Below are 24,940 nucleotides of genomic sequence, written 5' to 3'. Positions count from 1 at the left end.
GCGAGGCGCCGCGGTGTTGGTGTACATTGGTAAATGCTGTGCGCCGAAGCAAGCTCCTGCAATCATTCGAAGTTTTATAGTACAGCATCATTAGTGATCAATGTAACAGGAGATTGCTTCGGCGCACCAAATACAAATGGCATGCTATTACCCGCAGCGCCTCGCAATGACGGCTATGCGCCATCAGTAAATAAACGCGCAGGCAATTGGAAATAAAAAAAGCTACGCACTGCGTAGCTTTTTAAATATTAAAGGCATTTAATTTATAGTCCACTCATCTTCTCGACACTCGAGGCTCACAACTCATAACTCCCGACTCCCAACTCCTCCTACCGCTTCTCTTCCTTCTTATAATACTGTCCTGCCGGCATGCGGAATATACGGCCACGCTGAAAAGTGGTGAACTTGTTATAGGCTTCTTTGTTGGCCTGTGTCCAGCTTTCGTAAGCGGGCAGGTTTTCAACAGTGCCAAACAGCCATTGGTTGTAGGCTTCAAACATGCCGTCGCGCAGCAGTTGCTGCTGGTAGTCGAACAGCTTGTAGGGAAACTTGGTGGCGTAGGTAGCAAACCAATCCAGCACAAAGCGGGTACGGATGGCCGTTAGCGACTCGGTAGTGAGGCCGCGGCCGGTCAATCCTTCCTGCTTTTTGTAAGTGGCCAGCACCGCTTTTTCAAACTCGCTGGCATTTTTATTTTCGGTGCCCAGGTCGGTAAACAGCTTTTCCTTATACATATCCAGCAGCAGCTTTTTCATGGCTGTTGCCCGTTCGGTGAGGCTTTCCTTGTTTACAAAGATTTCGCCGTAGAGCAGCGTCCAGATCTTGTCTTTGGTATAAGAATAAAACAGTGCCGCATTGTAATAGTTGCCTGCAAATGCAGGGTCTACCTGAATGCCCTTTTCCCACTGGTTAATGGCGTCATTGTCTTTAGTGGCCCAAAGCAGTTCGCCGTATTCGCTGTAAAGCGGGCCGCTGGTCGGGAACTTTTTCAGTGCCCGGCGATACATTTTGCCGGCTTCTTTGGCATCTTCCAAAGCCTTGTACACGTTGCCCGCAATTTGAAAGCTCACCACATCAACATCATTGCGGTCGATGAGCACTTTAGCGCCTTCCAGTGCCCTGGCATAATCGCGTTTGTAATAATGGGCCAGCACCAGGTCCTTTTGCAGGTCCAGGTTTTCTTTATCGGAAGCCAGCGCCCGGTTGAGCACCAGGATGGCATTGTCGAAATCGCCGCTGCGCATAAAGGCGCGGGCCGTTTGCTGCATATCTTGTTCCTGCGCACCAGCGACCGTGGCCGCCGCCATAAGGGTAGAAAAGAAAAGGCTTTTCAGTCTGTTCATGGGTCAAATATACCGCCTGTGGCCGGATAGGGCAGACTTAGGCCGATGTTAAAAATTTTAGGAGGTTGGAGGGAAGGGGATTTTTTGAACCACGAAGGCACGAATGCAGGAAGGTGCACAAAGATTTTTGCTTTGAAAGGGGACCGCTGAATTAGTTGTGTTAGTAAATGTATTTGGAAAGCCTTTCATGTGTTCAGTAGCGAACAAAACGTACAAGAGTGCGACGCAACGGCAGCTTAATAGTATTACGGCAGATGGGTACATAAAAAAGATTCCATCTCTTCAAGAGATGGAATCTTTAAAAATATTGATGCGTGGTGCTTTGTTATAGCGGGTGGGTCAGCAGGCCGTCGCGCAGCTTTGGTTCAAACCAGGTGCTTTTGGGCGGCATTACGTTGCCGCTGTCGGCAATATCGAACAACTGCTGGATGCTTACGGGATGCAGGCTGAATGCCACCTGCACATCGCCGCTGTTGACGCGTTTTTCCAATTCGGCCAGGCCGCGGATGCCGCCTACAAAATCGATGCGTTTGTCGGTGCGGGGATCTCCAACAGCCAGGTGCTTGGCCAGCACATTGCTTTGCAAAATGCTTACATCGAGCACGCCAATGGGATCTGTGGTGTAAGTGCCTTCTTTAGCGGTAAGCGTGTACCAGCGGCCGCCGAGGTACATGCCAAACTGGTGCAGGTCGGCGGGCTGTACCGGATCGGAACCGGGGGTAACAGTAAAATCTGTTTCCAGTTTTTGCAAAAACTCGGCTTCGTTCAGGCCGTTCAGGTCTTTTACCACGCGGTTGTAATCGAGGATGGCCAATTGGTCGGCAGGGAAGATGGTGGTGAGGAAATACTGCGCAGCCTCACTGTTGGGAAACTCACGGCTAACCTTAGCCGCAGATGCAGCGCGGTGGTGGCCGTCGGCAATGTATGTGTACGGAATCTGCTCTTTAAAAATATTGGTGATCACATCGATGGTAGCAATGCCATTGACCACCCAGATGGTGTGCTGTACGCCATCGTCGGCAGTGAAATTGTACACCGCAAGGTTGTCGCGTTTCCACTGCTCCAGTGTGTTGGTGAGGTCCACATTGTCTTTGCAGGCCAGGAACACATTGCCGGTTTGTGCCTTGATGGTGCGCATGTGTTCGATGCGGTCCTGCTCTTTTTCGGGGCGGGTAAATTCGTGCTTTTTGATCACGTCATCGAAATAATCCTGCACCGAAGAAACACAAACCAGCCCCGTTTGGGTACGGCCGCGCCAGGCCAGCTCGTAAATGTAGTAGCACTCGGTTTCTTCCTGGAAAATAATGGACCGCTCAATGAGGCGCTGCAAGTTTTCGGCAGCTTTTTCGTACACTTCGGCCGTGTGTATGTCAATACCTGCGGGCAGGTCAATTTCGGATTTGGTTACATGCAAAAACGAAATGGGATTGCCGGCCGCTTCGGCACGGGCTTCTTCGGAGTTGAGCACATCGTAGGGTTTGGAAGCTACCTGTGCTTCGTATCCAATATGTGGGCGCAGTGCCCGGAAGGGTTTGATGATTGCCATGCCTTTGGTTTAGTGAAGGCAAAAGTAAAAGGCTTTGGCGGAGAATGCCAAAGCCTTTTACTTTATTAAATAACGACTATGCTAGAAATTGATTTTTATAAATGGCAGAAGTGCAACAGACTCAGCATACATGGCTGAAACGGTGAAATAGAATTGCGCTTTTACACCCAGGTTAACTTTAGTTTGAAATTTGTATTCATAACTGAATTCTGAAAAAGCACCCATCTCTAAATTTTTTGGGCTGTTATTCAAAGTTGTTTCATAATTATTATAAAAGCTTGGGTTGCCGCTTCCGAATTGGATATTTTCCATTTTAGAGGCAAGAAAATATAATCCCAAACCTCCACTCAATACAGCTTTCTTTTTCAGGTATAGCCGGTTTATACCTCCATAGTACATGTAATCTCTATGATGAATTGATTTGTCTATCGTAAGGGAAACTGGCCCCAGCATTTGATTTACCTGTACCCGTCTTGTAAAATGCTGGTAGTGGATGCCGCCTTTTAACAAATACCGCTCATTCAAACGATAACCAATTGAAATATTTTGAGCGTTGCCTACAAACTTTTTCCTAGAAAATTCTCGGTACCCCGGTGCTTCAAAGGGCGGCATTTCGGTGACGGTGCGTACAAAGAAGGAGCCTGCAAGGCCGTAACCGGCATCTATATGGAACCTACTATTTATTTCTTGTGAATGACAGAAATTTGCCAGAAATAATATGCCGATTGTAAACAATGTTCTTTCCATAAAAGAAAATTTGCCAGCAAAGCACTCTTCGCTGGCAAATGATTTTAGAATGTGTTATATGGCCATGTGAATCCAAAATCGGTACCTTGATCGAACTTAGGCCAAGATTGACCAGATGGGAGGAAAGTGTTATCGTTTTTGCAACCTTTATCATCGCACATTTGAAAGCCCCAACCCTGATCAATTTTTGCACCCGCAAAGTAGGATGGTCTATCTTGTTTTCTTTGCTTATATATCTGATCTTCAGTGCTTACAGGGATGCTAAAACCTAGAGTGCGTGTGGCGGTGGCAGTATTGCCTGGAGAAAGGGTAACAGTCGCAGTGGTTGTGATCGAACCAGTAAAAGTTGCTGTGCCGGTAAAGTCCGCTTCCCATACCGCAAGAATCTGTTCATAATTATTTGTTTTCCAATCTGGGTCCCATACTCCATAAACTCTCTTCCACCTTCCCTTTCTAATTTCTTTACGTTTGAACGTAACCGGAAAGTCATCCCCTTCAAAATTTGTCACCTGTTGATTCTCCATTTTTAAATACCCACTGATCCGAGCAATATGAAATTCAGAACCTCCACCATTTCCATTACCATAACTCACAAGCCAATCACCTTGTTTGTTGTTTCCAATACGAACCCATCCCACATAAACCCTATTCATCGATGTGACGACTGGGGGTTGCGCAGGAGGATCCATAATTATTTCAGCCCCAATACCAATAATATGTGTTGGCTTCAATTCCGCATAAGAATCATCTACTATTACGGATCGATAACGGATTTCTAAATAAGAGTCTTCTTTAGCGGGTCCATACCTAACTAAAAATTGGTATGGCTCGCTACCTGGAGCCGTGTTTGCTATTCGATCAGCAGCCACTATTGTTGCCAAGTTCCCATGCGGGTCGGTATTGATATTGTCGAAATATGCTGGCGTAAAATTAGAACCAAAATTTTCCGAATAGGGAAAGTAAATAGCTACACCATTTGAATTGCTGAAAATTTCACGTGCAGTATCTGTTGCAATAGCAACATTAAACTGCTCCTTTGGTTGCATGCCACTAAGTTGATTGTTAGTTGCAGTCCTTTTCGCCCCCAAAGCAGCTTTAAGGTGTGGAAAAGAGCCCGCTTCAAGCACACTATAAAATTGCTGCTTGAAGCTGCCGGGATGTGCCTTAAATGCCTTAAATGCTTCTTTTTGATAAAGCGGACTTGTTTCCGGAAATAAAAGATCTTTTAATAAGACCCGTTCATCTTCATAATGTCCCGAGAGAATCGTCGCATTTACTTCATAATAAGCTTTGGGATGCTCATACACCTTTTTTAATACTTCACTTACTTCCTTTAGCAAGCTAACCCTGTTTTTCATAACCTCAGTAGTAGGGAATTCGGGCTTTGAAACGTCTGGTTCAAGCTGTCTCATTTCTTTTTGGCAAGAGGTTATTACCCCCCAACAAAAGGGCCATTGCCCATTTCCTTAAATTCATGATAGGTTTGGTTTAAAAATTTACCAGACCAAAATTGGGAGCAAAACTCATCACTACAGTCAGGTGTTTACACCCTATTTATATTCGGGAAATTACTATGTATTGTTTGCAAAATGCTTCATGGCATCGGTCAGTGCCACTACGCTTTCATAAGGCAGTGCATTGTACATCGATACGCGGAAGCCGCCTACGGTGCGGTGGCCTTTTACGCCTACAAAACCTTCCTGCTGGCACAGCGCTGCAAAGGCTTCTTCGCGGCCCTTATCCTGCATTACAAAGCAGGCATTCATTAAGCTGCGGTCTTCTTTGGCCACAGTGCCCTTAAATACTTCGGGTAAGGAATCGAGGGTGTTGTAGAAAAGATCCGCCTTAGCTATGTTTTCCTTTTCAATAGCTGCAACGCCACCTTTGGCCTTGAGCCAGCGCAGTGTAAGCATGCAGATGTAGATGGCAAAAACCGGCGGCGTGTTGAGCATGGATCCGTTTTCAATGTGCACCCGGTAATCCATCATGGTCGGGAGTTTGCGCTGCACCTTTCCCAATATGTTTTTATTTACGATAACCACGTTGACACCCGCTGCGCCAATGTTTTTTTGCGCACCGGCATAGATCAGGTCGAAGCGGTTAAAATCCATGGGCCGGCTCAGGATATCGGAGCTCATATCGGCAATAGCGGGCACGCCTGCCCGAAAAACAGGCTCGAAGTTGTGCCACTGCGTGCCGTAAATGGTATTGTTGGAAGTAATGTGCAGGTATACGCTGTCGGGCTGCACGGTAAAGTCTTTAGGGATATACGTGTAGGTGGCTTCTTTCGAGGAACACACCACATCTACATTGCCATACAACTTTGCTTCTTTGATGGCTTTGGCACCCCATACACCGGTGTCGGTGTAGGCGGCAGTGCGGCCTTCATCGAGCAGGTTCATAGGCACCTGGAAAAACTGCGTGGAGGCACCACCGTGCAGAAACAGCACTTCACGATTGGCATCGAGGCCCATCAGCTCTTTCATCAGGGCCACGGCTTCGTCCATTATGGGCTGAAACAGGTTGGTGCGGTGGCCGATCTCTAAAATGGAAAGCCCGGTGTTGTTGAAATCTAAAATGGCCCTGCTGGCCTCTTCATATACTTCCCGGGGAAGTACGGCAGGACCCGAATTGAAATTGTGCTTCACTGGCGATGGTTTTTTGGCGAAGCCAAAGGTAACGGATAAGGGAAAAGGCTCAGGCAAAATTCAAAGGACTTCAGCACATGGCGATATGTTTTTGAACCACGAAGGCACGAAGACGGGAAGGAGCACAAAGGGTGGATGCTTATAAGCTGCATTCATTTTGATGCATCATCCGCCCGTTCCCACCCTTGCTTTTTCATCATCGGCGGCGCTGGAACCACGCCGGCTGTTTTTTATTGCTTTGCCAAAACGATAGGTAAAATTGATGGTAGCCACACGGGTATCGCGGGTCAGTTTAAAATATTCGTCGGCCTGCTGAAAATAAGTGTTGCCCTTCATCCACTGCGTGTACAACATATCGCGTACCGCCAGTTTCAGCGTTCCTTTTTCTTTCAGCACCATTTTGGCAATGCCTGCCGATAGCTGCCCCGACGGGTCCACAATTTCCTGTAAGTCGTGCTGGCTGCGCGAAGTATAAAAGCCCGTGAGTTCGCCGCTCCAGCCTTTGCCCAGCCTAAACTGGTTGTTCATATTGAGGCTTACCTGGCTGATGTCGCGTTTAATCTGTGTGCCCACAAAACCTTCCAGTTTTTTGTAGTTAAAAACACCCTGCGCATTCAGGCTCCACCATTTGGCCGGTGCCAGTTGCACACTTGCCGACAGGCCCCATACCTGCAACAAGTCCAGGTTGCCTTCGGTATAGAGGATGATGCCGTTTTCTTTTACGGGGAAGATCTGCGCAAAATAATCCGAGGTGCGGCTGTAGCTCAGACCGGTAATAAGTTTGCCTTTATACTGGTGCTCCACGCTCCAGTTCCAGGTGTATTGCGGGCGGTAATAGGGGTTGCCCTGCTGAAACGTGTATTTATTAATAATGACCAGGAACGGGTTGAGTTTTTGAAATGCGGGCCGGTCGATGCGGCGGCCGGCACTAACCGAAAAACGGTGCACTGAGTCGGCATCAACCGAGGCCAGCAGGGTAGGGAACAGCCCATCGTAAGTGCGGGAAAAAGAAGAATCCTTTTGCGCCGCATTGCCCAACTGGCGGGCATCGTAGTGGGTCAGCTCGTAGCGCAGGCCTGCCTGCAGGTCCCATCTGCCCCGCTTTGTTTGTGCGCCGCCGTACAGCGCATGTATGTTTTCGGTGTATAAAAAATGGTTGCTCCGGCCCAGGTCTTCGGTCCAGTTGCCGCCACTGGCCACCTGGTAGCGGGCTTCGTTGTCGGTATCGATGTGCGCCGATTTCCAGCCACCCTCCAGGCGCAGGCCGGGTAGCTGCGCAGCGTAGTCGGCTTTTGCCGAAAAAATGTTGATGCCCGATGGAATCTCGGCCCGGGATGCTTCCCGGTAGGTGCCGGGGAACAGCAGCCTGTTTTCAAAAAACTGCTCCGCATCGAGGCGGTAGCGCAGCGCATCCACATCGGCCGACAACTCATGTTTTGCATTGAACTGGTGCCGCAGGTTGAGGTTGATGCCGCCGGTCTGAAACTGGTTGTTGTTGCGGCTTTCGGTTTGGATCACCGAGTCCTGCACGCCGGCTGCGTTCATCCACGCCGCATTGTTGGTGCCGCCGCTGGTGCGGGCCAGCTGGGTGCCGGTAAGGAGCAGGCCTACGGTTGTTTTTTTGCTCCAGGCATAATCGGCGCCGGCCCGCAGGTTGTGGGTAGTGTTGCGGCCGCCAAAAAATGTGGGCTGCTCCAGCATCGAAGCCACCGTGTGGCCATCGGGTTCAAAGTAGCGGCGCAGCGCATAAAGACGCATGAACTGCTGCACCTTGTTGAGCGTGTAGTTAAACGAGAAATTCCATTTGCCGCTGCGGTAGTTGAGCAGCAGGCTGTTGTTGAATTTGGGATAAAACCCCTGGCCGGCCGCCAGGCTGATGTTGCCGTTGAAGCCCTGTTGGCGGTTTTTTTTTGTTTTGATATTGATGACCCCGGCGTTGCCCGCAGCATCGAGGCGGGCCGGCGGTATGTCCATCAGTTCCACCTGGCTCACACTGTTCGAGCTCATGCCTTGCAGCATGGTAGCCAGCTCCGAGGCGCCGAGGTAGGTTTGTTTGCCATCAATAAGCACCAGCACGCCGCTGCGGCCTTTAAGGCTTATGTTGCCGTCTTTATCTACCGTAATGCCGGGCATTTTCTCCAGTGCCTCCATTACCGAGGTGCCCGTGTTGGTGATGCCGGCATCTACATTTACCACGGTTTTACCGGGCTGCAATTCAATGAGGGGTTTGCGGGCTGTAACGGTTACTTCCTGCATGGTGCGGGTATCGGGCAATAATGTAAGCGCCGAAAGCTGCAGCGGCTCATTTGCCGTATAGGTAAAAAACGGGGTAAAATGGGCCGCATAGCCCGTGGCGGTGACGCGGATGCGGTATGTGCCGGCTGCGGCATTGCCAAAAAACACTTTGCCCTCCTTGTCGGAAAGCGCAAGGAGGGCAATGGAAGAATCGGGATTGAGGAGTGCGGCTGTAGCGGCCGGAAGCGGTTCGCCGCTGGCATTATTTAGGGTAACAGAAATGCCGGCAGCGCCTTGGGCGGTCGCTGCCCAACTGGTAAAAACTGCTGCACACAACAAAAGGCTCCTTTGCATCGGGTTGGGGGTAAAAGGGGCAAAATACTTTGCGCTGCCACACCACCCCTCCATTTTTTTACTAATGGTAATATGGGAGGCCGGTGCGGCGCATTTTTTTGACCGAATTTTACAGGCCCAACCCGATCGGAATGTGGCTGTTAACCACAGCCACCCTGTCCCAGGATCCAGTACAACACGAAGAAAATAAGAATAGTGCTGATGCAGCCGCCGCCTAATTTTTTGGCACCGTAGCCGGCAATAAGTGCTCTTAACCAATTGGGCATAGTAGAAGGTTTTTGCCCAGCAGTTCAAATAATTATGCCACAGCAATGGGCCACGGTTGTGCTTGCAACCTGTTTGGTCTTTAGGGTAAGTTTTATCTTTACCCTTCCTGCTGTGCTTGTTTAAACTTTTCTTAAACCGGCATAACACTTGAACGATAAAGAGCAAAACTGCGTTTGTACATCAAATGACCCTTACCATGAACCTACGAATAACATTGGCGGCATTGGCCTTGGCTTGCATTGGCGTTACCGGCTGCCGCAAAGATCCTGTGGATGCGCTCAGCAACGAGGAGCGCCGCATTTATATCACCAACCGCGACAGCACTGTAAATTTTGCCAGCTATAAAACCTTTAGCATGGCCGAAGACGTGGTAGTGGTGGACGGCAGCAATGGCAGCCGCCAGCTTACCACCGCCGACCGGGCTTTTATGCAGGCATTTACCAGCGCTATGGAAAGCCGCGGTTACACTTTGGTCACCAAATCGGCTACGCCCGACCTGGGTGTGCAGGTTAGCCGCATCATCCGCACCAGCACCGGCGTTATGTCGGTACCCGATTATTACGGCTATTGGGATCCCATGTTTTGGGGGCCGGGCTTTGGATCGGGGTTTGGCGGCTGGGGCGCACCTACTTTTTGGTACACCACTACCTACCAGGTGCGTGAAGGCATGCTGGCTGTAGACCTGGTGGACCTGAAAAATGCCAGTACCAACAACAACCTGCGGGTAGTGTGGAACGGCCTTATCCGCGGAGCTGGCCTCAACGATGCATCGGCTGCTGCCGGCCAGGCAGCGCAGCTGTTTGAACAGTCGCCGTACCTGCAAAGCAACTAATGCAGGCCAGCCAGTTGGTCTTTTCTATTTCATTGAGCAAACAAAAGCATTTACATGAACAAGATATTTTTTCTCAGCATTATTTGCGCTTGTGCCCTGCTACCGGCAGCGGCGCAAGACCGCAGTACGGTGGGCATACAATACCAGTATGCGCTGCCCATGGGCAGTTTTAAAAACGATTTTATTGACAAGGGTAGCGGCCGCGGCGTTGCGGTGGACCTGATGTATGCCATCAACCCGAAGTGGCGTGCAGGCGGCGGTTTTGCCTACCAGGATTTTTACCAGAAATACCCCCGTGCTACTTATAAGATGGAAGACGGCTCCGACCTGTCGGCAGTGTTGGGCAATAACCTGCAAACGACTTCGCTGATGGCTAAGGGTATGTTTCTGCCCCGCGGCGCCGACAGCAGCAGGCTGCAGCCTTATGTAAGCGCCGGTGCGGGCATCAACATGCTGCAGTACAGCCAGATGTATGGCGAGTTTGCGAACCTGGAGGATGCAAGCTTTAAACCCGCGGTGCAGGCCGGTGTAGGCGTGTTGTATGCAGTGGGTGCCAAGCGGCGTACGGCCCTTTCGCTGGGCGCCACCTACAACTATATGCCGCTCAACCAGTTGGGGGTAAAGGCTGCCAACAACCTGGCGGTGCAGGCAGGCCTCAGGTTTACGCTGCGCAATGATGGTGGCCGTGGCGGCAGCCGTTATGATGACGACAACCGTTACCGCAGGCCCAACCACTACGGCGGACGCAATTACGGCTGGTATTAAACGGCATTTTCAGTCATAAAGGTTTAATTATATAACAATCCCGGCGGCAAAAAGAATTTACCCTTTTTTCCACCGGGATTCATTTATTTTTACCGGACGCTACTGTACCCGAAACAAAACTTTTTCGGGCAAGTCTTTTGAGGCTTGCGTTTTAGGTGCAGTAATTATGTGTGTACCTTTGATCTTCAATTTTCATTATGAAACTTTTTGTTGCCGGCCTTCCGTACGATCTGTTTGACGACGAGTTGGTGGAAATTTTCGAAAAATTTGGTCCCATCGTTTCTGCCAAGGTTGCCATGGATAAAGAAACCGGTAAAAGCCGCGGGTTTGCTTTTGTAGACATGCAAAACGACCAGGACGGGCTGGACGCAATTGAACACCTCAATGATATTTCGCTGGGTAAAAAACCCCTGGTGGTAAAACAGGCCGATGACCGTCAGGGCCCTCCCGGAGGAGGCGGTGGCGGTGGTTACAATCGTCCCGGAGGCGGTGGCGGTTACCAGGGTGGCGGCAGCGGCGGTGGTTACCGTGGTGGTGGCTCCGGTGGTGGTGGCGGTTACCGCGGCGGCGGTGGCAGCAGCAGCGGAGGCGGCTACAACCGTGGCGGTGGCGGCGGCTACAACAGCGGTGGCTCGGGTGGTGGTTACAACCGCGACAAGCCGAAATACTGATCTCAAGCTTGATTGACATAAAGAAAAAGGCACCTGTGCAGGTGCCTTTTTCTTTATGTGGCATTTTTTGTAAAAATTAATACGCTGCTGCGGCCAGGGCTTGTATTTCGGGCTGCGGCCGGGCCGCCGCCCGCAGCGGCAATTTTACCAACAGCCGGCAACCCTCACCGGGAGCCGTTTGCAGCAGGAGGCGGCCGCGCAGTGGTTTGAGCCGGTTGCGCATGTTGTGCAACCCGATACCGGTATGCTGATTGCCAGGGTCAAAGCCAATGCCATCGTCGGATACCTGCAGCATGATGCCCGCAGGTGTGGCCTTTAGCGCAACCGTAACGGATTTGGCGCATGCATGTTTGATCACGTTATTCAGTTGCTCCTGCACAATGCGGTACAGCAGTTGCCGCAGCTCCTCGGAAAGTTCCACATCATCGCCAACGCTGTTGTGCAGGCGCAGGGCAAAAGGCACCACCGGCCGCAACGATTCGAGCAGGTTTTCCAGTTGTTCGGCAAAAGAAAGCGGCTGCACCCGGCCGTGTACCATGCGTGCCGAAAGCTGGCGTATTTCTTCAATAGCCGATCCCAGAAAAGTTTTGGCATGCGCAATGGCCAATTGCGGGCTGAGCGATGTGCCCGACATGGTAAGGTACAATTTGGCGGTAGCCAGCAACTGGTTGATGTTGTCGTGCAGTTCCTCGCCAATATGGCGGCGCTCCTCTTCCTGCGCTTCGCGGATCAGGCGGGCAATGGTTTGCTGCTGTTGCAGCGACTGGCTCAGGGCCTCTTTATCTTTTTGGTGGGTAATATCTTCCTGGATGCCGATAAAATGGCGCAACACACCGGCTGCATCAAATATGGGTGTAACGGAGAGGCGGTTCCAAAACAGGGAGCCGTTTTTGCGCCTGTTTTGTACTTCTACCACTGCTGCTTCGCCGTTGCGGATGGCGTGGCGCAGGCGGTCGAGGCCGGGCTGCTGGGGCAAACGGCTGTGTAAAAACCGGCAGTTGCGGTTGATGACCTCTTCGTGGCTGTAACCGGTGAGTTGTAAAAAACCCCTGTTTACATAAATGAGCGGGTTGTCGGGTCGGGTGGCATCGGAAATGGAAACGCCTTCGCGGACATTTTCCAGCGCCACACTCATGATTGCTTGTACATTTTCCAGGGTCATGCGGTACAACAGGTTTCTGCTTTCGAAGGGGAGGTCAGGAAATTGAATTGGAGCACAAGTTTCCGCCTTTTTTACAGAAAAACCATTAGCAGCTCATGCTTATTTACCAATATTCGGCGAAGCCCTGAAAATTGTCGATTAAAGTTGGTGGGGTTGTATAGGTGATGATGGGGAAAAGCAAATGCATTGCGTTAGTCCGTCGACTCATCTGGGAAACCACTTAATTTCAACCTGCGTTTTGCCAGGCTGTCCAGCCATTTAGCTTGCAGGTTCATCATGATAAATTCCAGTGGTCTTTTTCCTTGTGCGCCTTCTGCCCGGCGGTTACCTGCTGCAGAATCTGCCTTTAGATATTCGTTTTGTACCGTTGTTAAGCTGTCAATCAGGCGATCGTCGCTGGCTGTAAGTATAGGCTCGGTAAAACCGCTGTGGTCCGTTTCAATAATTTCTTTGATGGCATCGGAGTAATTGTAACTCTTCAAAAGCAGTTGCCGGAAATAAGTCAGCTTAAATTGTTCGATATAAATGGATTTGAGTTGTTCCTTTTTCGATGGTGTTCGCCATGTGCTTACACAAGACAAGGCAAGGACAGAAGTCAGGCAAAGTGTACAATGAAAGAATCCGGTTTTGCGCACCATAGAGTTGATCGAAAAGGTTTGGGAGTTAGGCGATGTTGTTGGTTGGCTTACAATTGAGTTGGGTTGGTACTGCCAACGGGCTATCAGTAGATGCTACATTTCGGGTTTGCCCATGTCGGGGTTTTTTAGCACAAAAGTTCAATTGAATTTTAAATGTTGAACCTAATACTAATGCTCAATAATGAACTTTAGCCCCGCTTCGGTAAACCCTTGTTACGAGATGGCCTTCTGTTATTTAAAGTAAAAGTTAAGTCCTTCTACCGGGTTTGTTTCAAAATATTGTTTGTCTTCGTGTATTTCATTTACAAAGTCAAAGACCTGTTTTGCTCTCTCGATTTCTCCTTGTTTTGGCGTAGCAAATAGTCTTGCTGCTCTTGCTCTCCAAATTTGTAAATAACCAAATGCCAATTGTCTAATGTTCTCGTTTTCGTCAATTGTTCCAATCATCAAATCGGGAATTGCAGTCCAACCGCCGACTCTGTTAAAGAGTTTCAGCATTGATTTTTTAATGGTATAATTTTCCTTATCGTAAAAGCTTCTTGCCTTTGTCAAAACTTCTCGTCTTGGAATGTGAGATAAAAATTCAATGATTACATTTCTAAGCCCGAGATATGGACTGTCAAGGTTTGCCAATGCAAATGCATACGCACTTTCTTCATCAAGTTTGCAAAGAGCTAAAAAAGCTGTCTTTTTTACGCTTAACTGCCTGTCACCCAGGTATGACCTAACTATTTCTGAATACTGTTTTCCATTGGTTTCAGAAAGTCCGCTTAATGAGCCAATTACTTGGAAAGTTGCCTGTAAGTTTTCATTGTAAAATTTCGCAAATTCAATGTTTGATTGTTTAAGTGTAAATCTTGCAAAATGTCTTACTGTAGCCGAACTGTCGGCTAAGAACTTCCTTGCTATAGTTTCAAAGCCATCTCGATTCTTCAAGCAATAAAGTGTTTGTAATCGAACATGCGCTGAATTGTCATTTAGTAATTGTTCAATTTCTGCTTGTCCAAGTTTGTCAAAATGGCTTATTGCTATGGTTCTAATTAAAAAGTGTTTATCATTTAAAAACAGCTTTAATTCTTGTGAGTAGTCGCTAAGCGAACTTGAAATGTGTCTCGCTAAAATTATCCTTAGCTTGTCTGGGTATTTGTTGAAATTGTCAATTAGATATGCTCTGTTTCTAGAAGCAATGAATTCAACAATGTCTTTGTAAACTCCGCTAAGGTCTGTCCGTTCAACTTTTTGTAGCCACTCAAAAATTGGCAAATGTTCAATTAGACTGTCAATGTAATCGGTTGTTTTATAGTTTGCAATTCCATTTAGTGCAGCTTTTCGAACCGGTAAAACCCAATCAGCTAAACGATAGATTAAAAATTGTATGGCTCTTGGACTGTCAACTTGTGAAAGCTTTTTAACTGCTCTTTCTCTTACGTATCCAGTTCTGTTTAATGAACTAATTGCTAATAGCACAACATATTGTTCCTTTGGAAAATTCGCTTCATAAAAATCAAGGTCACTTTTTGAAATTGCGCAATCTTTTAGGGTGTCGTAATATCCTTTTTTGCTGTCAATCTTGTTGAATAGGTGAGCAATTGTTTTGGAAGTGGTTTCTCTTATTTCCTTGTTGTCGTTTTTTAAAAACTCCATTAAGTTATAAATGATACTTGGATAACCGTCATGGGCAATTTTAGTTAAAGCGTCAATTTTCTCTTCAGTGTTGTCTTTTGAGAAAAGCCAAGTCTTGTTAGGTAGTCTTAAAACTTCTAAGTATCGCCAAATTTCCATTTCTTGCTGTTTCATCTTTTAAGCTTGCTTGTAACAACCGTTATCCACCACTCGCTATTCCTCTTAATCTTCCACTTCCGCAACCGCTTCCTGCAACGCATCAAACGAGTGTTGCAAACGGGTATTGGCGGGCACAGTACTCCATTTTTCACAATATTGTTCCGCCCGTTTGATGCGGGTTTTGGTGAGCGGGTGGGAGCTTAAAAATGAAAGCTCGCTGGGCATATCGCCCACGGTCTGCAGCGTTTTCATTAGTTGCACCATGCCCTGCGGTGCCACGCCGTTGCGGCGCATCAGGTCCATGCCCAGTTCGTCGGCCTCGGTTTCCAGGCTGCGGCTGTAGCGCAGGCCGCTCAGGTTTTCGAGGTTGCCGGCCAGCGCACCGCTTATGCCGGTGGCATCGCCAAAAACAACGGACACCAGCAAGCCGTTGGCACTGCTGCGCAGCAGCGACCGCATGCTGTGGCGGCTGTTTACATGGGTGCTTTCGTGGGCCAATAGTGCAGCCAGCGCTTCGGGGGTTTTTAGTTTGTGCAGCAGGCCGGTGTACACCACTACCTGCCCACCGGGCAGCGCATAAGCATTTACTATATCGCTGTGCACCAGCGTAAGCCGGATGGGATATTCTTTGCTTAGTTGCAGGTTTTTGGCAAAAGCCTGCAGGCGGTAAGTGCCGGCGGTATCGGGAGTGCTGCCTACAAAACTCAGTTCTTCCATCATTACTGCATGCAGCTTATTGCCGAGGGTAATTTCGCTGTCGCGGCTGATGAGGCGCAGGCCAATAAAAGGCACCAGGCCCACCAGCAGAAAATACAGACCTACGGAAAGTGCCAGCATGATGGGAATAAGCAGCACCAGCTTTTGCCGCATCAGGCGGCTGGCCCAGCCCCGCTGGCTGGCAGACAGCTCCTGCAGCAGTTGGGGCACCAGCGGATGGTCTTCTTCAAACTTGAGGTAAACGAGCCCTTGGGGATCGAGGTAAAAAAAATGGTAGCGGCCCACGCCATTGTGGCTAATGCCCGCCAGCGGAAAGCTTTGAATAAACACATCGTCGTAGGGATCGTGCAGGTGCAGCCGCCCATCGGCCAGCACCACCCGCACCGGCGCCGGGCGGGCACTGTACCCATCGTAAAAAAGCGCTGTGGTGGCTATTTGTTCCATGTGTAGGGAAAGACGGTTTGGGGATAAAAGTTTAAGGTCTAATGTTTAAAGTTATGAGCACCAACGGTGGCCAACAACCTTAAACATCAGACCTTAAACTTGAAACTTTTATTAAATCACAAAGCCAAAATCCAGCAGGTCGGCCATGTCTTCGGCAGTGGCGTCGCTGTATTCGGCCTGCGATTGCAGCAGTTGTTCAAACGAATAATAACCGTTGGCTTCAATGTGGTTGGCGCCAAAGGCCATGGTGCGGGTAACCACCCAGGAGTAACCCAGGCCCAGCGTGAAGATCATGATCAGGAAGTTCACGATCATCAGGCCCGCAAAATCGCCGCCGGTAGCGGTGGAGCGGAAAAATACCGCGTCATCTTCCTGCTCCAGGCGCAGGTTGTTTACATAATATTCAAACAGGTCTTTTTGCCACCAAAACGAATAGATGCCAAGGGTAACCAGCGTTAGCAAATAACCTTTGAAGTTGATCCAGAAAAAATCGGAACCGTCGCCGGAGTATACAAACCTGGCGTTGCCTACCCGCACATGGCCCAGCACATAATTGCGCAGCGAAATGGTAAACCAGGCGCCGTAAATGCCAAAGGTGACCAGGGTAAGAAAAATGCCTTTGAAAAACAGTTTTACCAGCTCGCCGCGGTTGCCGGTATAACCAAAGCGGATGCCGCGCCAGCTGGTTTTGGCCATGCGGTAGCGGTACGAGCCGTGGATGGCCAGCGGCACCAGGGCCAGCAAACCACCATAAATAACGAGGATACCCCAGCCATTGTGCCCTTGCAGCACCAGGTAAAAAAACAAGCCGTAGATCACTACCAGCACAGCTATTGCTTTGATAAAGCCGCGGAACATTTCGCTGCCGGTGCCCGAAAAAACAAATGGCGTTTCTTCGAAAGTGCTTTTGCCGTACAGGAATTTGAGGCTTTTTTCTTTGGCCCAGGGGTAGTAGAGGCCCAAGGTAAGAATGGTGAGAATGGTGTTGACGATCTGGATCTTAAAATAGTCGAATCCACTGCCCTCAAAGGCAATAGGGTAAGAACGGAATTCTTTCATAAACAGTTTAGTTTTGATGTGTGTGGAGCCGAAAAATAGGACGCGGATTCCATTTGCGCAAATATTTTACGCCCCAATCCGGGTACATCAGTGCAAGGCCTTATTGGTGTAAATGCTGCGGCTGCTTTACTTGGTGCGATGAAGGAGCAGGAATGGAAGTAAAAACATTGTTGCCAAAAGCAGGCTTTGATTGTCACTTAACACCTGTTGTTTTGGCTGATTGCGGCTTTTGGTTTTACCGCATTGTGTATAAAATAAAAACGGGTTTGGTAAAAGCCTTGCAGCATTTACCAAACCCGCACAAATTTCAATTGTCTGATTATTCTTCCGGCAGCGGATTTCTGCGGGTAGGGATCACCGTTTTTTCGTCTTCGCTCAGGTACACCCAAAAGTCGTGCAGCTCGTAAATGTCGCCCGGCATTTTAGTGCCCTGTTCGGTATTGCGTTCGTAGGGCCCCAAAAGGTTTCCGTTGTGGCGCAGCTCGGCCAGTTTCTGGTCCAGCGTTAATGTTTTGAATTGATCGATATCCATATCCCTGTTTTTCGTGCCACAAAAGTAGTGAACTCCCGCTACGCTTTGCCAACAGGCCCATAATTGCCTGTGGCGCTTCCTTTTTATTTCTTTTAACGAAAGGCCATATAACCCGGGCACCGTTTTTTAGTCTGTGTGGTTATAAAATTTCTGTTCCATGAAAAAAATCATCCTGCCGCTGCTGATCCTGATTTCGATGCCGCTGGTGTGGTCGTGCGCCGGGCTGGGCAAAGGATATATGCTTACCGAAGGCGATGCCGCTGCCGCCATCCGGCAAATGCTGGGGCTGGGCGCCCGCCAAAGCGTTTCGGGCTCGTTCAGCAAAGAAGCCATCATGACCACCCTGTTTCCCGAGCCGGTGCGCAAAGCCCTCAACACCGTGCAGCAACTGGGCCTTACTCCCGAGGTCGACCGGTTTACCAACACACTGGGCACCGCGGCTGAAAAAACGGCTACCGCCTCCATGCCCGTTTTTATGAATGCCATCGACAACCTGAAATTTACAGACGCCATCCGCCTCATTAAAGCCGGCGGAACATCGGGCACCGACTACCTCCGCTCTGCTGCCGGCGACAGCCTGCGCCGCGCCATCCGGCCCATTATGCTGGCCGCCATCGACGAGTATAAATTGAATGACGAGTGGAACAAAATTACCAAGCCGGTTTCGTCGCTTACCGGCAACCGTTTGAACCTGGACCTGCCCACCATTATGGCCGGTATGGTGAGTGAAACCATGTTCCGGAAAATGGAAGAAAAAGAGCGGGAAGTACGCATCCAGGCATCGGCACGGTCGACGGTTTTACTGCAAAAAGTATTTTCCAGGAACTGGAATTAACTGCTAAAAATGGGCATAGCTACAAGCCGTGCAGCTGATTGGCATTATTCCTGTTTTATAGTCGGCAAGCAGTTCTTTTCCTATGCATCAACCAACGGGCTACCGCTCATTGATACTGTGCCATTATAAGTGTTGAATTGACATTAAGTGCCTGACCTTCAAAGTTTTGTTAAGGCACGCCGATTAACATTCATTCACGTTCCTTGGCACAGGATTGGACAATGAGGGGTAACAAACAAATTAATTCGCCTATTTAAAAACTTTACTATGAAAAAGATTCTTTCTGTTGTAACAATTGCCGCCGTAATGGCCTCTTGTACCAGTAACCCCAATACCTCGGTAACTGCAGCGCCCCAACAGGCTCCCGCAGTGGACACCACTGGTTTGGCACAGTTCCAATCCTGGAAGCGCCAGCAGGAACTGATGCAACTGAACGAAGGTTTTATGCCTGAAACAGCTGCCCCCGTTGCCGCTGCAGTAGCAGCGCCTGCAGCAGTAGCCGCAACCCGCCCCGCCCCGGCACGCCGTGCCACTACCTCGCGTAGCTCAAGCGGCAACAGCGGTTCGATGAGCTCTACTTCGGGTAACACTGCCCGGGCCAACAAAGGCTGGAGCAAGGCTGCTAAAGGTACTGCCATTGGTGCCGGTTCGGGTGCCGTACTGGGTGCGGTGATCAATAAAAAGAACCGTGTAGTGGGTGGTGTTATTGGTGGCGTAGTTGGCGGTGCCGTAGGTTATGGCGTGGGCCGTGGTATGGACAAACGCGATGGCCGTTACTAAACAAACGCAATACACAAAATAGCTTTTCAAAAAGCGGGACTTCGGTTCCGCTTTTTTTGTGCGTCAACTTTACGGCTCCTATAAAACTATTCGGAACCTTTATTGTTGTTAAGAGTAACATGAGCAAGGTACATACACTGCAAACCGTACAGATATTGCCGGTGTCGCTGGAAGAGGCGTGGCATTTTTTTTCGCACCCCAAGAACCTGGCGGTGATTACCCCCGATGCGCTGAACCTGAAATTTACCAACCAGCTTTTTGGCGAGGAAGCCTATGCAGGGCAGGTGATTACGTACACGGTAAAGCCGCTGCTGGGCATTCCGTTTTTTTGGATGACGGAGATAACCCATATGGTGCCGCTGCAATATTTTGTGGACGAGCAGCGACGCGGGCCTTATGCCTTGTGGCACCACCAGCACCATTTCAGGGAAGTGGTGGATGGCGTGGAAATGACAGATATCGTGCACTACCAGCTTCCGTTTTACCCCTTTGGCAACCTGGCCTTGCCGCTGGTGAAAAAAAAGCTGCAGGAGATTTTCGATTTCCGATATCAAAAGATTGAAGCCTATTTTAAACGGCCGGCTTTGCAAAGAGGATAAGAGCAAATGGTTGGTTTAACGAAAAGGTCAATAGCATTACAGCCGTACAAGTGTGCGACGCAACGGCAGCCCAATAGTATTACTACAGCCGGTAACATAAAAAAATCCATCTCGAGGTGAGATGGATTTTTTTATGCCTGTTGGTGTTCAACATGCTTAACCCGGGATGCGGGCAATATATTTTTCGATTTGTTTGATCTGGTCGATGATCTGCGGCGTGGTGGGTTTCAGCGCTTTGGCTTTGCGGAAAAAATCCTTGGCGGCCCGCAGCGAGTTCATGTCCCTTTTGTTCATCATCAGGCTGCACATCTGCAGGTAGGCTGCGGCTTGGTTTTCTTTATCGGGCAGGCCCTTGCGGATGGCCTCACGAATGTAGCGTTCGGCGGTGCGGAGGTCGTTTTTTTGCATGGCCAGCATGCCCATTTGCAGCATGGAGGCGCCTTCGGCTTCTTTCATAGGCATGCCCAGGTCGAGGCTTTTTTTCATGGCCACTTCGGCAGCGTCGTAGTCCTGGTTCATCATGGCCATATTGCCCTTGAGGGTGTAATACACCGAGCGGATGGGCTTATAAAGCAGGTTGGGGTATTTAATGGAATTAACGATGCGCTGGGCTTCTTCCATATTGCCGCTTTCCATATGCTCCTGGATGAGGCGCAGGGGGCCAAAGAAAAAATGGCCGAAAATAAGGATGGCGCCAACCAGGTACAGGGGGAACACCGGCCAAAAGCCGCTTACGGTAACATTCAGAACAATACCGAGCACAATGAGGAGGATGCCGATGTACAAGCGGTATTTGATCAGCCAGTTATAAAATTTCATAGTCAAAAATAAAGGTGGGCAAAGATAAGCTGCGGTATGAACAAATGTTCGTTATTTTGCCACCCTACCGTAAAGTAGCCGGGAGTTTGGTGGTTGTTGGGGTGTGTTTCCCCAACTGTAAATTGCCGGTTACGGAGTGCTTTTGGCCCTGTAGTTCAACGGATAGAATAGGAGTTTCCTAAACTCTAGATCCAAGTTCGATTCTTGGCGGGGCTACTAAAATTCAATAAAAAGTCGAACAATGAATGTTCGACTTTTTGCATTTTCAATTCATACTTTTTACATCGTATCAAATATTTTCTTGCGAAAGCAGGGGACGCAAGGCACCAATTATATATTTTGTTTAGTATCCGTTATTCACTTACTTAGCTCATCCATTCCCTGTTTGAACTCCTCCCATTCTTAACTCCAGATAAAACTTCGATACCATTAAACCAAGATTTATGAGAATAGGCTTGCGCCTGCTTTTTTGCTTGTTATCTACACTCCTTTGCTTCGCATTGTATGCAACCGAATTTGTTTTTATCGGAAGCGGCTCTTATGCCAACCCTGCCAACTGGAAAGATGGCGTTGTTCCGCCAGGTTTTACTTCAGCCGACGACATCATTCGAATAAAGGGGCACGCAATAGCGAGTGATGATTGCGACATCCGCCAGCAATCAGGCGATTTTGAAGAAGACCTTTGGTCTAATATGGGCATGATCATCATTGAGCCCGAGGCAATACTTGATCTTAGAAACTGTACCCAGTTTGATAATGGAGGAAACATAGTCGTAGAGGGAACATTGATCAACACCACCCACATCGCGATTTTTGAAAGCGGAAATGTAACCATATGGGGAACGTTTATCAACCGAAATTTTATCAGCAATCAGGGAAACTTTACGATAGAAGACGGCGGAAGGGTAGAGAATGAATCCAGTGCTCCGGCCGGATTTGGTGAGTTAGACATGCTTGGGACATTAATATTAAAAAAGGGAGGTTCGATTGTTTTTGGAAAGTCCGAGAATATGCAATTAGGAGCCAATTTCATTAACCAAGCCACACTTACTGGTAATGTGGAAATTCCCGGTAACCTGGACAACAGCGGTGTGCTTGCTCCTGGCAACTCTCCTGGTAGATATTCAGTTAGAGGTGATTACATGGCAGCCAGTACTGCAGTACATGAATTTGAAGTGGGCGGCACCAGTAAAGATTTATACGACGTATTGGATGTTACCGAAAATGCAAATATCGCAGGTACTTTAAGAGTAAGCCTGATTGATGGCTTTGTGATCAATGATGATCATGAGATACCGATAATTACCGGAGCCATCAATGGTGTATTTTCAAGTGTTGACATTCCACGTGGGTATAAATTGGTATATCGAAAAGATGCGATTGTGCTGCAAAAATTTTCTGTAACACCGGTAACTTTTATCGGTTTAACTGTGAAAAGACATGTAGGTGGAATAAAGCTTAGTTGGGAAGTAGCAGGCGAAGTTGGAGTGAAAGAATATATTGTGGAAGCGAGTTCCAATGGAACAATGTTCTATTCGGTGGGCTCAGTACAGGCAAAAGGTCTGCATCGATACGATTACCAAGAGAGCAACTCCACACCAAGTACGTATTACCGAATCAAAAGCATCGACATTGATGGTACTGCAAAATACAGTCAGGTGGTAAGAGCCCCTTTGCCGGAACAAAACAGCGCAGTCAACATTTTTCCATCACCCGCACAAACCTATATCATCATCAGGCACGAACAGGTTTCAAATGATGCTTTGGTGCGGGTAACTACTACTGATGGAATTCTGGTTAAAACAGTGAGGCCTAACCCTTCAACAACAAGCATAAGGCTTGATATTGCCAACCTGCCGGCAGGATTGTATTTGATTCAATTGATCAATGAATTCAGGACATACACTGCAAAGTTTATAAAGCAGTAAAATAGGAAGTGCACTTTTCTGCCCAAAAGAATGTTCCATCGATCTGAATGCGCTTTAATCTGATTTCTAAGGTTAAAAGCACATTGCTAACAAGTACATATTTTCTAAATAACAACAGCCGGAGCTTCTGTTCCGGCTGTTTCATTCCATCCATCCCCCTACCCAATCTTCACCGATGTCATCGTCAGCGAGCCACCCACCGCTTTATCATTAAAAAACGAAACACCATCGCCTGCACCTTGTACACCCAATGTATACATCAGCGGCAGGTAATGCTCCGGGGTGGGTATGGCCAGCATCGCATCTTTACCCAAAGTAGTATAATTGATCAGCGGCTTATGGTCGCCGTCTAGGATGAGCGACTTGAATTTTTCATTGATGGCTTTTGCCCAGTCAAAGCCGTATGCATCGTCGTTCAGCCGGTCCCAGGCCACCAGGCGCAGGTTGTGCACCATATTGCCGCTCCCAATGATCAGCACGCCTTTTTTGCGCAAGGCATATAGTTCTTTGGCAAGGTCGTAATGATATTGCGGCCCTTTAGTGTAGTCGATACTCAATTGCAACACCGGGATGTTGGCATCGGGGTACATGTGCCGGATAATCGTCCACGCACCATGATCAAGCCCCCAGTCGTGGTCGAGTTCCACATGGGCCGAATGCAGCAAATCTGCTGTTTCTTTTGCCAGGGCAGGGTTGCCCGGTGCAGGGTATTGCACATCAAAAAGGGCCTGCGGAAAGCCGCCAAAATCATGTATGGTTTTTGGAAAATCCATTGCTGTGATTTTGGTGCCTTTTGTAAACCAATGCGCTGAAACCACCAGCACCGCTTTAGGCGTGGGCAGTTCTTTAGCCATCTGTGTCCACCTGCGGCTAAACGCTGTGTCTTCAATGCCGTTCATGGGCGAGCCATGGCCCACAAACAGCACAGGCATTACCTGCTCCTGCGTTGACAGGCCGCTGGTAAAATTTCTAAATGCTGATAATGTTGTCATGCCTATTGCTCCTGTTGCTATTGTTGTAATAAATTGTTTTCGTTTCACTGCTGGCTGTTTGATCGTTTCCACAACGGGCCGGCATTGAAATCCAACCGGATTATTTTTCCCGCTTCCACCAGGCTGTTCAACGTACTTTCCGCTGCTGCTGAAGTAATATCGTAAAACACGGCAAATTCTTTAAGCGTAGCAGTTTCATACACGTCAAAAATGGTTTCAAAAGAGGCGGGTTTGCTTTTTGTTGGTTCGCCGGGCACCAGCTTTAGCAAAGCCTGCTCGTACACGCCATAAGGTTTGCTGCCATATACTTTAAAGCGATTGTCTTCTTCATCTATAAAATAGATGGTTGGAAAACCACGAACGCCCCATGCCCCTGCCATTGATAAATCATCTTCAAACAACTCCTTTGCCTTTTGCTCGTAATCTTTTTCAAATTGCGCAGCATCCAAACCTGCATCTGTTGCCGCCTGCACCAGGTGCTCTGTTTTGGTGATGTTCTTGTTTCCCAAAAACACCATTTCTTTGATGCGCCTGAGAAAGCGGTTTGCACCTTCGTTGCCCTGCAACTGTGCGGCTTTAAATGCAACCGATGGCGGGTAAGATGAATGCAACGGATCTTCCAGCCACACATCGCCATCAATGGGCATTTCGTAAAATGCAGCGGCTTCTTTCCAATGGGGTGCCACGCTTTGTGGTCCGGTTACATCCCTACCGCCATATTCGCTCCAGCTTTTCAGCAAGCCGCCCATCCGGTATTCAATGTTGAAATAATTGCCATACTCCTGCTTCAGTTTGCGCAGCTGCGGCTCAATGCCCCAGCACGACGAGCAAATGGGATCGGTGAAATACAGCAACTTCACCGGTTTGGCTCCTATTGCCGCCGCTTCTTTCTTTGTTGCCTGCGGCACTTCGCAAATGCCTGTTTCCATATCGCACAGCAGGGTGTCCACTATCTTTTGTTCCATCTTTTATTTTTTAAATGATCGCTGCATTGGAAATGCACTTCATTTGTTATTGATCTTTTGTTGCTTTTGCCAATCAGTTTTTTTAAACTGCTACACTCGTTCAGATTTACTCATTGTTTTTGTAAAACAGTATTACAAAGCTACCAACACATGATGCCTTGCCTCATTGCTTAGGCGCAAGAAATAGCATTGACATTTATCAAGTTTTTATTGAAGTATTTATTGGCTGCAGCAAGATTTGTTGATACAAATAGTTGCCGACTATATGCAGTGCAATGAC

23 protein-coding genes and 1 tRNA gene are annotated in these 24,940 nt (G+C 48.6%); 8 read left to right on the top strand and 16 right to left on the bottom strand.

The genetic code is table 11. The annotated features are described in order from the left end of the window. Positions 1-329 precede the first annotated feature (329 nt). The 7 genes from DRJ53_RS18145 to DRJ53_RS21810 all read right to left on the bottom strand — a co-directional run bounded on the left by DRJ53_RS18145 (position 330) and on the right by DRJ53_RS21810 (position 9,139). The gene (locus DRJ53_RS18145) at positions 330-1,343 is read right to left on the bottom strand and encodes a tetratricopeptide repeat protein (protein WP_241558606.1); all 1,014 of its coding nucleotides are present in this window, start codon (positions 1,341-1,343) and stop codon (positions 330-332) included. Positions 1,344-1,668: 325 nt separating this feature from the next. Continuing rightward, positions 1,669-2,889, bottom strand: coding sequence for a DUF1015 domain-containing protein (locus DRJ53_RS18140; protein WP_114237082.1), 1,221 nt, complete (start codon positions 2,887-2,889; stop codon positions 1,669-1,671). 81 nt (positions 2,890-2,970) lie between these two features. Continuing rightward, positions 2,971-3,636: a hypothetical protein gene (locus DRJ53_RS18135; protein ID WP_114237081.1), complete on the bottom strand. Its 666-nt coding sequence runs from the start codon at positions 3,634-3,636 to the stop codon at positions 2,971-2,973. A 44-nt stretch (positions 3,637-3,680) separates the two neighbouring features. Beyond that, a complete protein-coding gene (locus DRJ53_RS18130; protein WP_114237080.1) occupies positions 3,681-5,048 on the bottom strand; it encodes a hypothetical protein in 1,368 nt (455 codons plus the stop codon). A gap of 159 nt (positions 5,049-5,207) precedes the next feature. Then, positions 5,208-6,284 (bottom strand): 3-phosphoserine/phosphohydroxythreonine transaminase, encoded by a 1,077-nt coding sequence (serC, locus tag DRJ53_RS18125; RefSeq protein ID WP_114237144.1) that lies wholly within the window; start codon positions 6,282-6,284, stop codon positions 5,208-5,210. A 165-nt stretch (positions 6,285-6,449) separates the two neighbouring features. Further along, positions 6,450-8,873: an outer membrane beta-barrel protein gene (locus tag DRJ53_RS18120; RefSeq protein ID WP_162303919.1), complete on the bottom strand. Its 2,424-nt coding sequence runs from the start codon at positions 8,871-8,873 to the stop codon at positions 6,450-6,452. Positions 8,874-9,013: 140 nt separating this feature from the next. Continuing rightward, entirely contained in the window at positions 9,014-9,139 is a 126-nt protein-coding gene (locus DRJ53_RS21810; protein ID WP_262707873.1) for a hypothetical protein, read from the bottom strand. A 197-nt stretch (positions 9,140-9,336) separates the two neighbouring features. On the opposite strand from DRJ53_RS21810, the gene DRJ53_RS18115 reads away from it, so the two are divergent. The 3 genes from DRJ53_RS18115 (at position 9,337) to DRJ53_RS18105 (ending at position 11,408) form a co-directional block, all read left to right on the top strand. Then, entirely contained in the window at positions 9,337-9,972 is a 636-nt protein-coding gene (locus DRJ53_RS18115) for a DUF4136 domain-containing protein (RefSeq protein ID WP_162303918.1), read from the top strand. Positions 9,973-10,026: 54 nt separating this feature from the next. Further along, on the top strand, positions 10,027-10,737 hold the full coding sequence (locus tag DRJ53_RS18110) for an outer membrane beta-barrel protein (protein ID WP_114237077.1): 711 nt from the start codon (positions 10,027-10,029) through the stop codon (positions 10,735-10,737). A gap of 197 nt (positions 10,738-10,934) precedes the next feature. Continuing rightward, entirely contained in the window at positions 10,935-11,408 is a 474-nt protein-coding gene (locus tag DRJ53_RS18105) for an RNA recognition motif domain-containing protein (RefSeq protein ID WP_114237076.1), read from the top strand. Between the two features lie 76 nt (positions 11,409-11,484). Here the strand turns inward: DRJ53_RS18105 and DRJ53_RS18100 are convergent, their stop codons facing one another. The 6 genes from DRJ53_RS18100 to DRJ53_RS18075 form a co-directional block, all read right to left on the bottom strand. Beyond that, positions 11,485-12,570: a PAS domain-containing protein gene (locus DRJ53_RS18100; RefSeq protein WP_114237075.1), complete on the bottom strand. Its 1,086-nt coding sequence runs from the start codon at positions 12,568-12,570 to the stop codon at positions 11,485-11,487. Between the two features lie 191 nt (positions 12,571-12,761). Then, positions 12,762-13,208, bottom strand: coding sequence for a hypothetical protein (locus DRJ53_RS18095; protein WP_123893684.1), 447 nt, complete (start codon positions 13,206-13,208; stop codon positions 12,762-12,764). Between the two features lie 231 nt (positions 13,209-13,439). Then, positions 13,440-15,005: a HEAT repeat domain-containing protein gene (locus tag DRJ53_RS18090; RefSeq protein ID WP_114237073.1), complete on the bottom strand. Its 1,566-nt coding sequence runs from the start codon at positions 15,003-15,005 to the stop codon at positions 13,440-13,442. Between the two features lie 48 nt (positions 15,006-15,053). Continuing rightward, on the bottom strand, positions 15,054-16,151 hold the full coding sequence (locus DRJ53_RS18085; RefSeq protein WP_114237072.1) for a M48 family metallopeptidase: 1,098 nt from the start codon (positions 16,149-16,151) through the stop codon (positions 15,054-15,056). Between the two features lie 111 nt (positions 16,152-16,262). Further along, a complete protein-coding gene (locus tag DRJ53_RS18080) occupies positions 16,263-17,210 on the bottom strand; it encodes a YjgN family protein (protein ID WP_114237071.1) in 948 nt (315 codons plus the stop codon). 319 nt (positions 17,211-17,529) lie between these two features. Further along, positions 17,530-17,742 (bottom strand): hypothetical protein, encoded by a 213-nt coding sequence (locus tag DRJ53_RS18075; protein ID WP_114237070.1) that lies wholly within the window; start codon positions 17,740-17,742, stop codon positions 17,530-17,532. A gap of 157 nt (positions 17,743-17,899) precedes the next feature. Here DRJ53_RS18075 and DRJ53_RS18070 point away from each other — a divergent pair, with 157 nt between their 5' ends. The 3 genes from DRJ53_RS18070 to DRJ53_RS18060 all read left to right on the top strand — a co-directional run bounded on the left by DRJ53_RS18070 (position 17,900) and on the right by DRJ53_RS18060 (position 19,956). Continuing rightward, a complete protein-coding gene (locus DRJ53_RS18070) occupies positions 17,900-18,577 on the top strand; it encodes a DUF4197 domain-containing protein (RefSeq protein WP_114237069.1) in 678 nt (225 codons plus the stop codon). A gap of 267 nt (positions 18,578-18,844) precedes the next feature. Beyond that, the gene (locus tag DRJ53_RS18065; protein WP_204743279.1) at positions 18,845-19,357 is read left to right on the top strand and encodes a YMGG-like glycine zipper-containing protein; all 513 of its coding nucleotides are present in this window, start codon (positions 18,845-18,847) and stop codon (positions 19,355-19,357) included. A 119-nt stretch (positions 19,358-19,476) separates the two neighbouring features. Then, positions 19,477-19,956 (top strand): SRPBCC family protein, encoded by a 480-nt coding sequence (locus tag DRJ53_RS18060; RefSeq protein WP_114237068.1) that lies wholly within the window; start codon positions 19,477-19,479, stop codon positions 19,954-19,956. Positions 19,957-20,112: 156 nt separating this feature from the next. On the opposite strand, the gene DRJ53_RS18055 is transcribed toward DRJ53_RS18060, so the two are convergent. After that, a complete protein-coding gene (locus tag DRJ53_RS18055; protein WP_114237067.1) occupies positions 20,113-20,775 on the bottom strand; it encodes a tetratricopeptide repeat protein in 663 nt (220 codons plus the stop codon). Positions 20,776-20,919: 144 nt separating this feature from the next. Between DRJ53_RS18055 and DRJ53_RS18050 the strand changes: the two genes are divergently transcribed. Both DRJ53_RS18050 and DRJ53_RS18045 read left to right on the top strand, forming a co-directional pair. Continuing rightward, positions 20,920-20,991 (top strand) — tRNA-Arg (locus DRJ53_RS18050). 227 nt (positions 20,992-21,218) lie between these two features. Beyond that, positions 21,219-22,703 carry a T9SS type A sorting domain-containing protein gene (locus tag DRJ53_RS18045; RefSeq protein WP_114237066.1) on the top strand — a complete coding sequence of 495 codons (1,485 nt, stop codon included), beginning with the start codon at positions 21,219-21,221 and terminating at the stop codon, positions 22,701-22,703. 158 nt (positions 22,704-22,861) lie between these two features. Here DRJ53_RS18045 and ygiD read toward each other — a convergent pair whose 3' ends face one another. Next, positions 22,862-23,695 carry a 4,5-DOPA-extradiol-dioxygenase gene (ygiD, locus tag DRJ53_RS18040; RefSeq protein ID WP_114237065.1) on the bottom strand — a complete coding sequence of 278 codons (834 nt, stop codon included), beginning with the start codon at positions 23,693-23,695 and terminating at the stop codon, positions 22,862-22,864. Between the two features lie 44 nt (positions 23,696-23,739). Further along, on the bottom strand, positions 23,740-24,660 hold the full coding sequence (locus DRJ53_RS18035; RefSeq protein WP_114237064.1) for a ClpXP adapter SpxH family protein: 921 nt from the start codon (positions 24,658-24,660) through the stop codon (positions 23,740-23,742). Between the last annotated feature and the right edge of the window lie 280 nt (positions 24,661-24,940).

Source organism: Paracnuella aquatica, assembly GCF_003332885.2.
GTDB lineage: Bacteria > Bacteroidota > Bacteroidia > Chitinophagales > Chitinophagaceae > Flavisolibacter > Flavisolibacter aquaticus.
The sequence above is the reverse complement of the archived record's forward strand: the minus strand, read 5'-3'. Positions and strand labels throughout refer to the sequence as shown.

Excerpts from the sequence above, each read along its gene's own strand:
- DRJ53_RS18090 (WP_114237073.1), bottom strand. The coding sequence starts at position 15,005 with ATGAAACAGCAAGAAATGGAAATTTGGCGATACTTAGAAGTTTTAAGA.
- DRJ53_RS21810 (WP_262707873.1), bottom strand. The coding sequence starts at position 9,139 with ATGCCCAATTGGTTAAGAGCACTTATTGCCGGCTACGGTGCCAAAAAA.
- DRJ53_RS18110 (WP_114237077.1), top strand. The coding sequence starts at position 10,027 with ATGAACAAGATATTTTTTCTCAGCATTATTTGCGCTTGTGCCCTGCTA.
- DRJ53_RS18035 (WP_114237064.1), bottom strand. The coding sequence starts at position 24,660 with ATGGAACAAAAGATAGTGGACACCCTGCTGTGCGATATGGAAACAGGC.
- DRJ53_RS18065 (WP_204743279.1), top strand. The coding sequence starts at position 18,845 with ATGAAAAAGATTCTTTCTGTTGTAACAATTGCCGCCGTAATGGCCTCT.
- DRJ53_RS18045 (WP_114237066.1), top strand. The coding sequence starts at position 21,219 with ATGAGAATAGGCTTGCGCCTGCTTTTTTGCTTGTTATCTACACTCCTT.
- DRJ53_RS18135 (WP_114237081.1), bottom strand. The coding sequence starts at position 3,636 with ATGGAAAGAACATTGTTTACAATCGGCATATTATTTCTGGCAAATTTC.
- DRJ53_RS18130 (WP_114237080.1), bottom strand. The coding sequence starts at position 5,048 with ATGAGACAGCTTGAACCAGACGTTTCAAAGCCCGAATTCCCTACTACT.
- DRJ53_RS18145 (WP_241558606.1), bottom strand. The coding sequence starts at position 1,343 with ATGAACAGACTGAAAAGCCTTTTCTTTTCTACCCTTATGGCGGCGGCC.
- DRJ53_RS18120 (WP_162303919.1), bottom strand. The coding sequence starts at position 8,873 with ATGCAAAGGAGCCTTTTGTTGTGTGCAGCAGTTTTTACCAGTTGGGCA.
- DRJ53_RS18105 (WP_114237076.1), top strand. The coding sequence starts at position 10,935 with ATGAAACTTTTTGTTGCCGGCCTTCCGTACGATCTGTTTGACGACGAG.
- DRJ53_RS18085 (WP_114237072.1), bottom strand. The coding sequence starts at position 16,151 with ATGGAACAAATAGCCACCACAGCGCTTTTTTACGATGGGTACAGTGCC.
- DRJ53_RS18095 (WP_123893684.1), bottom strand. The coding sequence starts at position 13,208 with ATGGTGCGCAAAACCGGATTCTTTCATTGTACACTTTGCCTGACTTCT.
- ygiD (WP_114237065.1), bottom strand. The coding sequence starts at position 23,695 with ATGACAACATTATCAGCATTTAGAAATTTTACCAGCGGCCTGTCAACG.
- DRJ53_RS18140 (WP_114237082.1), bottom strand. The coding sequence starts at position 2,889 with ATGGCAATCATCAAACCCTTCCGGGCACTGCGCCCACATATTGGATAC.
- DRJ53_RS18055 (WP_114237067.1), bottom strand. The coding sequence starts at position 20,775 with ATGAAATTTTATAACTGGCTGATCAAATACCGCTTGTACATCGGCATC.
- DRJ53_RS18115 (WP_162303918.1), top strand. The coding sequence starts at position 9,337 with ATGAACCTACGAATAACATTGGCGGCATTGGCCTTGGCTTGCATTGGC.
- DRJ53_RS18070 (WP_114237069.1), top strand. The coding sequence starts at position 17,900 with ATGAAAAAAATCATCCTGCCGCTGCTGATCCTGATTTCGATGCCGCTG.
- DRJ53_RS18075 (WP_114237070.1), bottom strand. The coding sequence starts at position 17,742 with ATGGATATCGATCAATTCAAAACATTAACGCTGGACCAGAAACTGGCC.
- DRJ53_RS18100 (WP_114237075.1), bottom strand. The coding sequence starts at position 12,570 with ATGACCCTGGAAAATGTACAAGCAATCATGAGTGTGGCGCTGGAAAAT.
- DRJ53_RS18080 (WP_114237071.1), bottom strand. The coding sequence starts at position 17,210 with ATGAAAGAATTCCGTTCTTACCCTATTGCCTTTGAGGGCAGTGGATTC.
- DRJ53_RS18060 (WP_114237068.1), top strand. The coding sequence starts at position 19,477 with ATGAGCAAGGTACATACACTGCAAACCGTACAGATATTGCCGGTGTCG.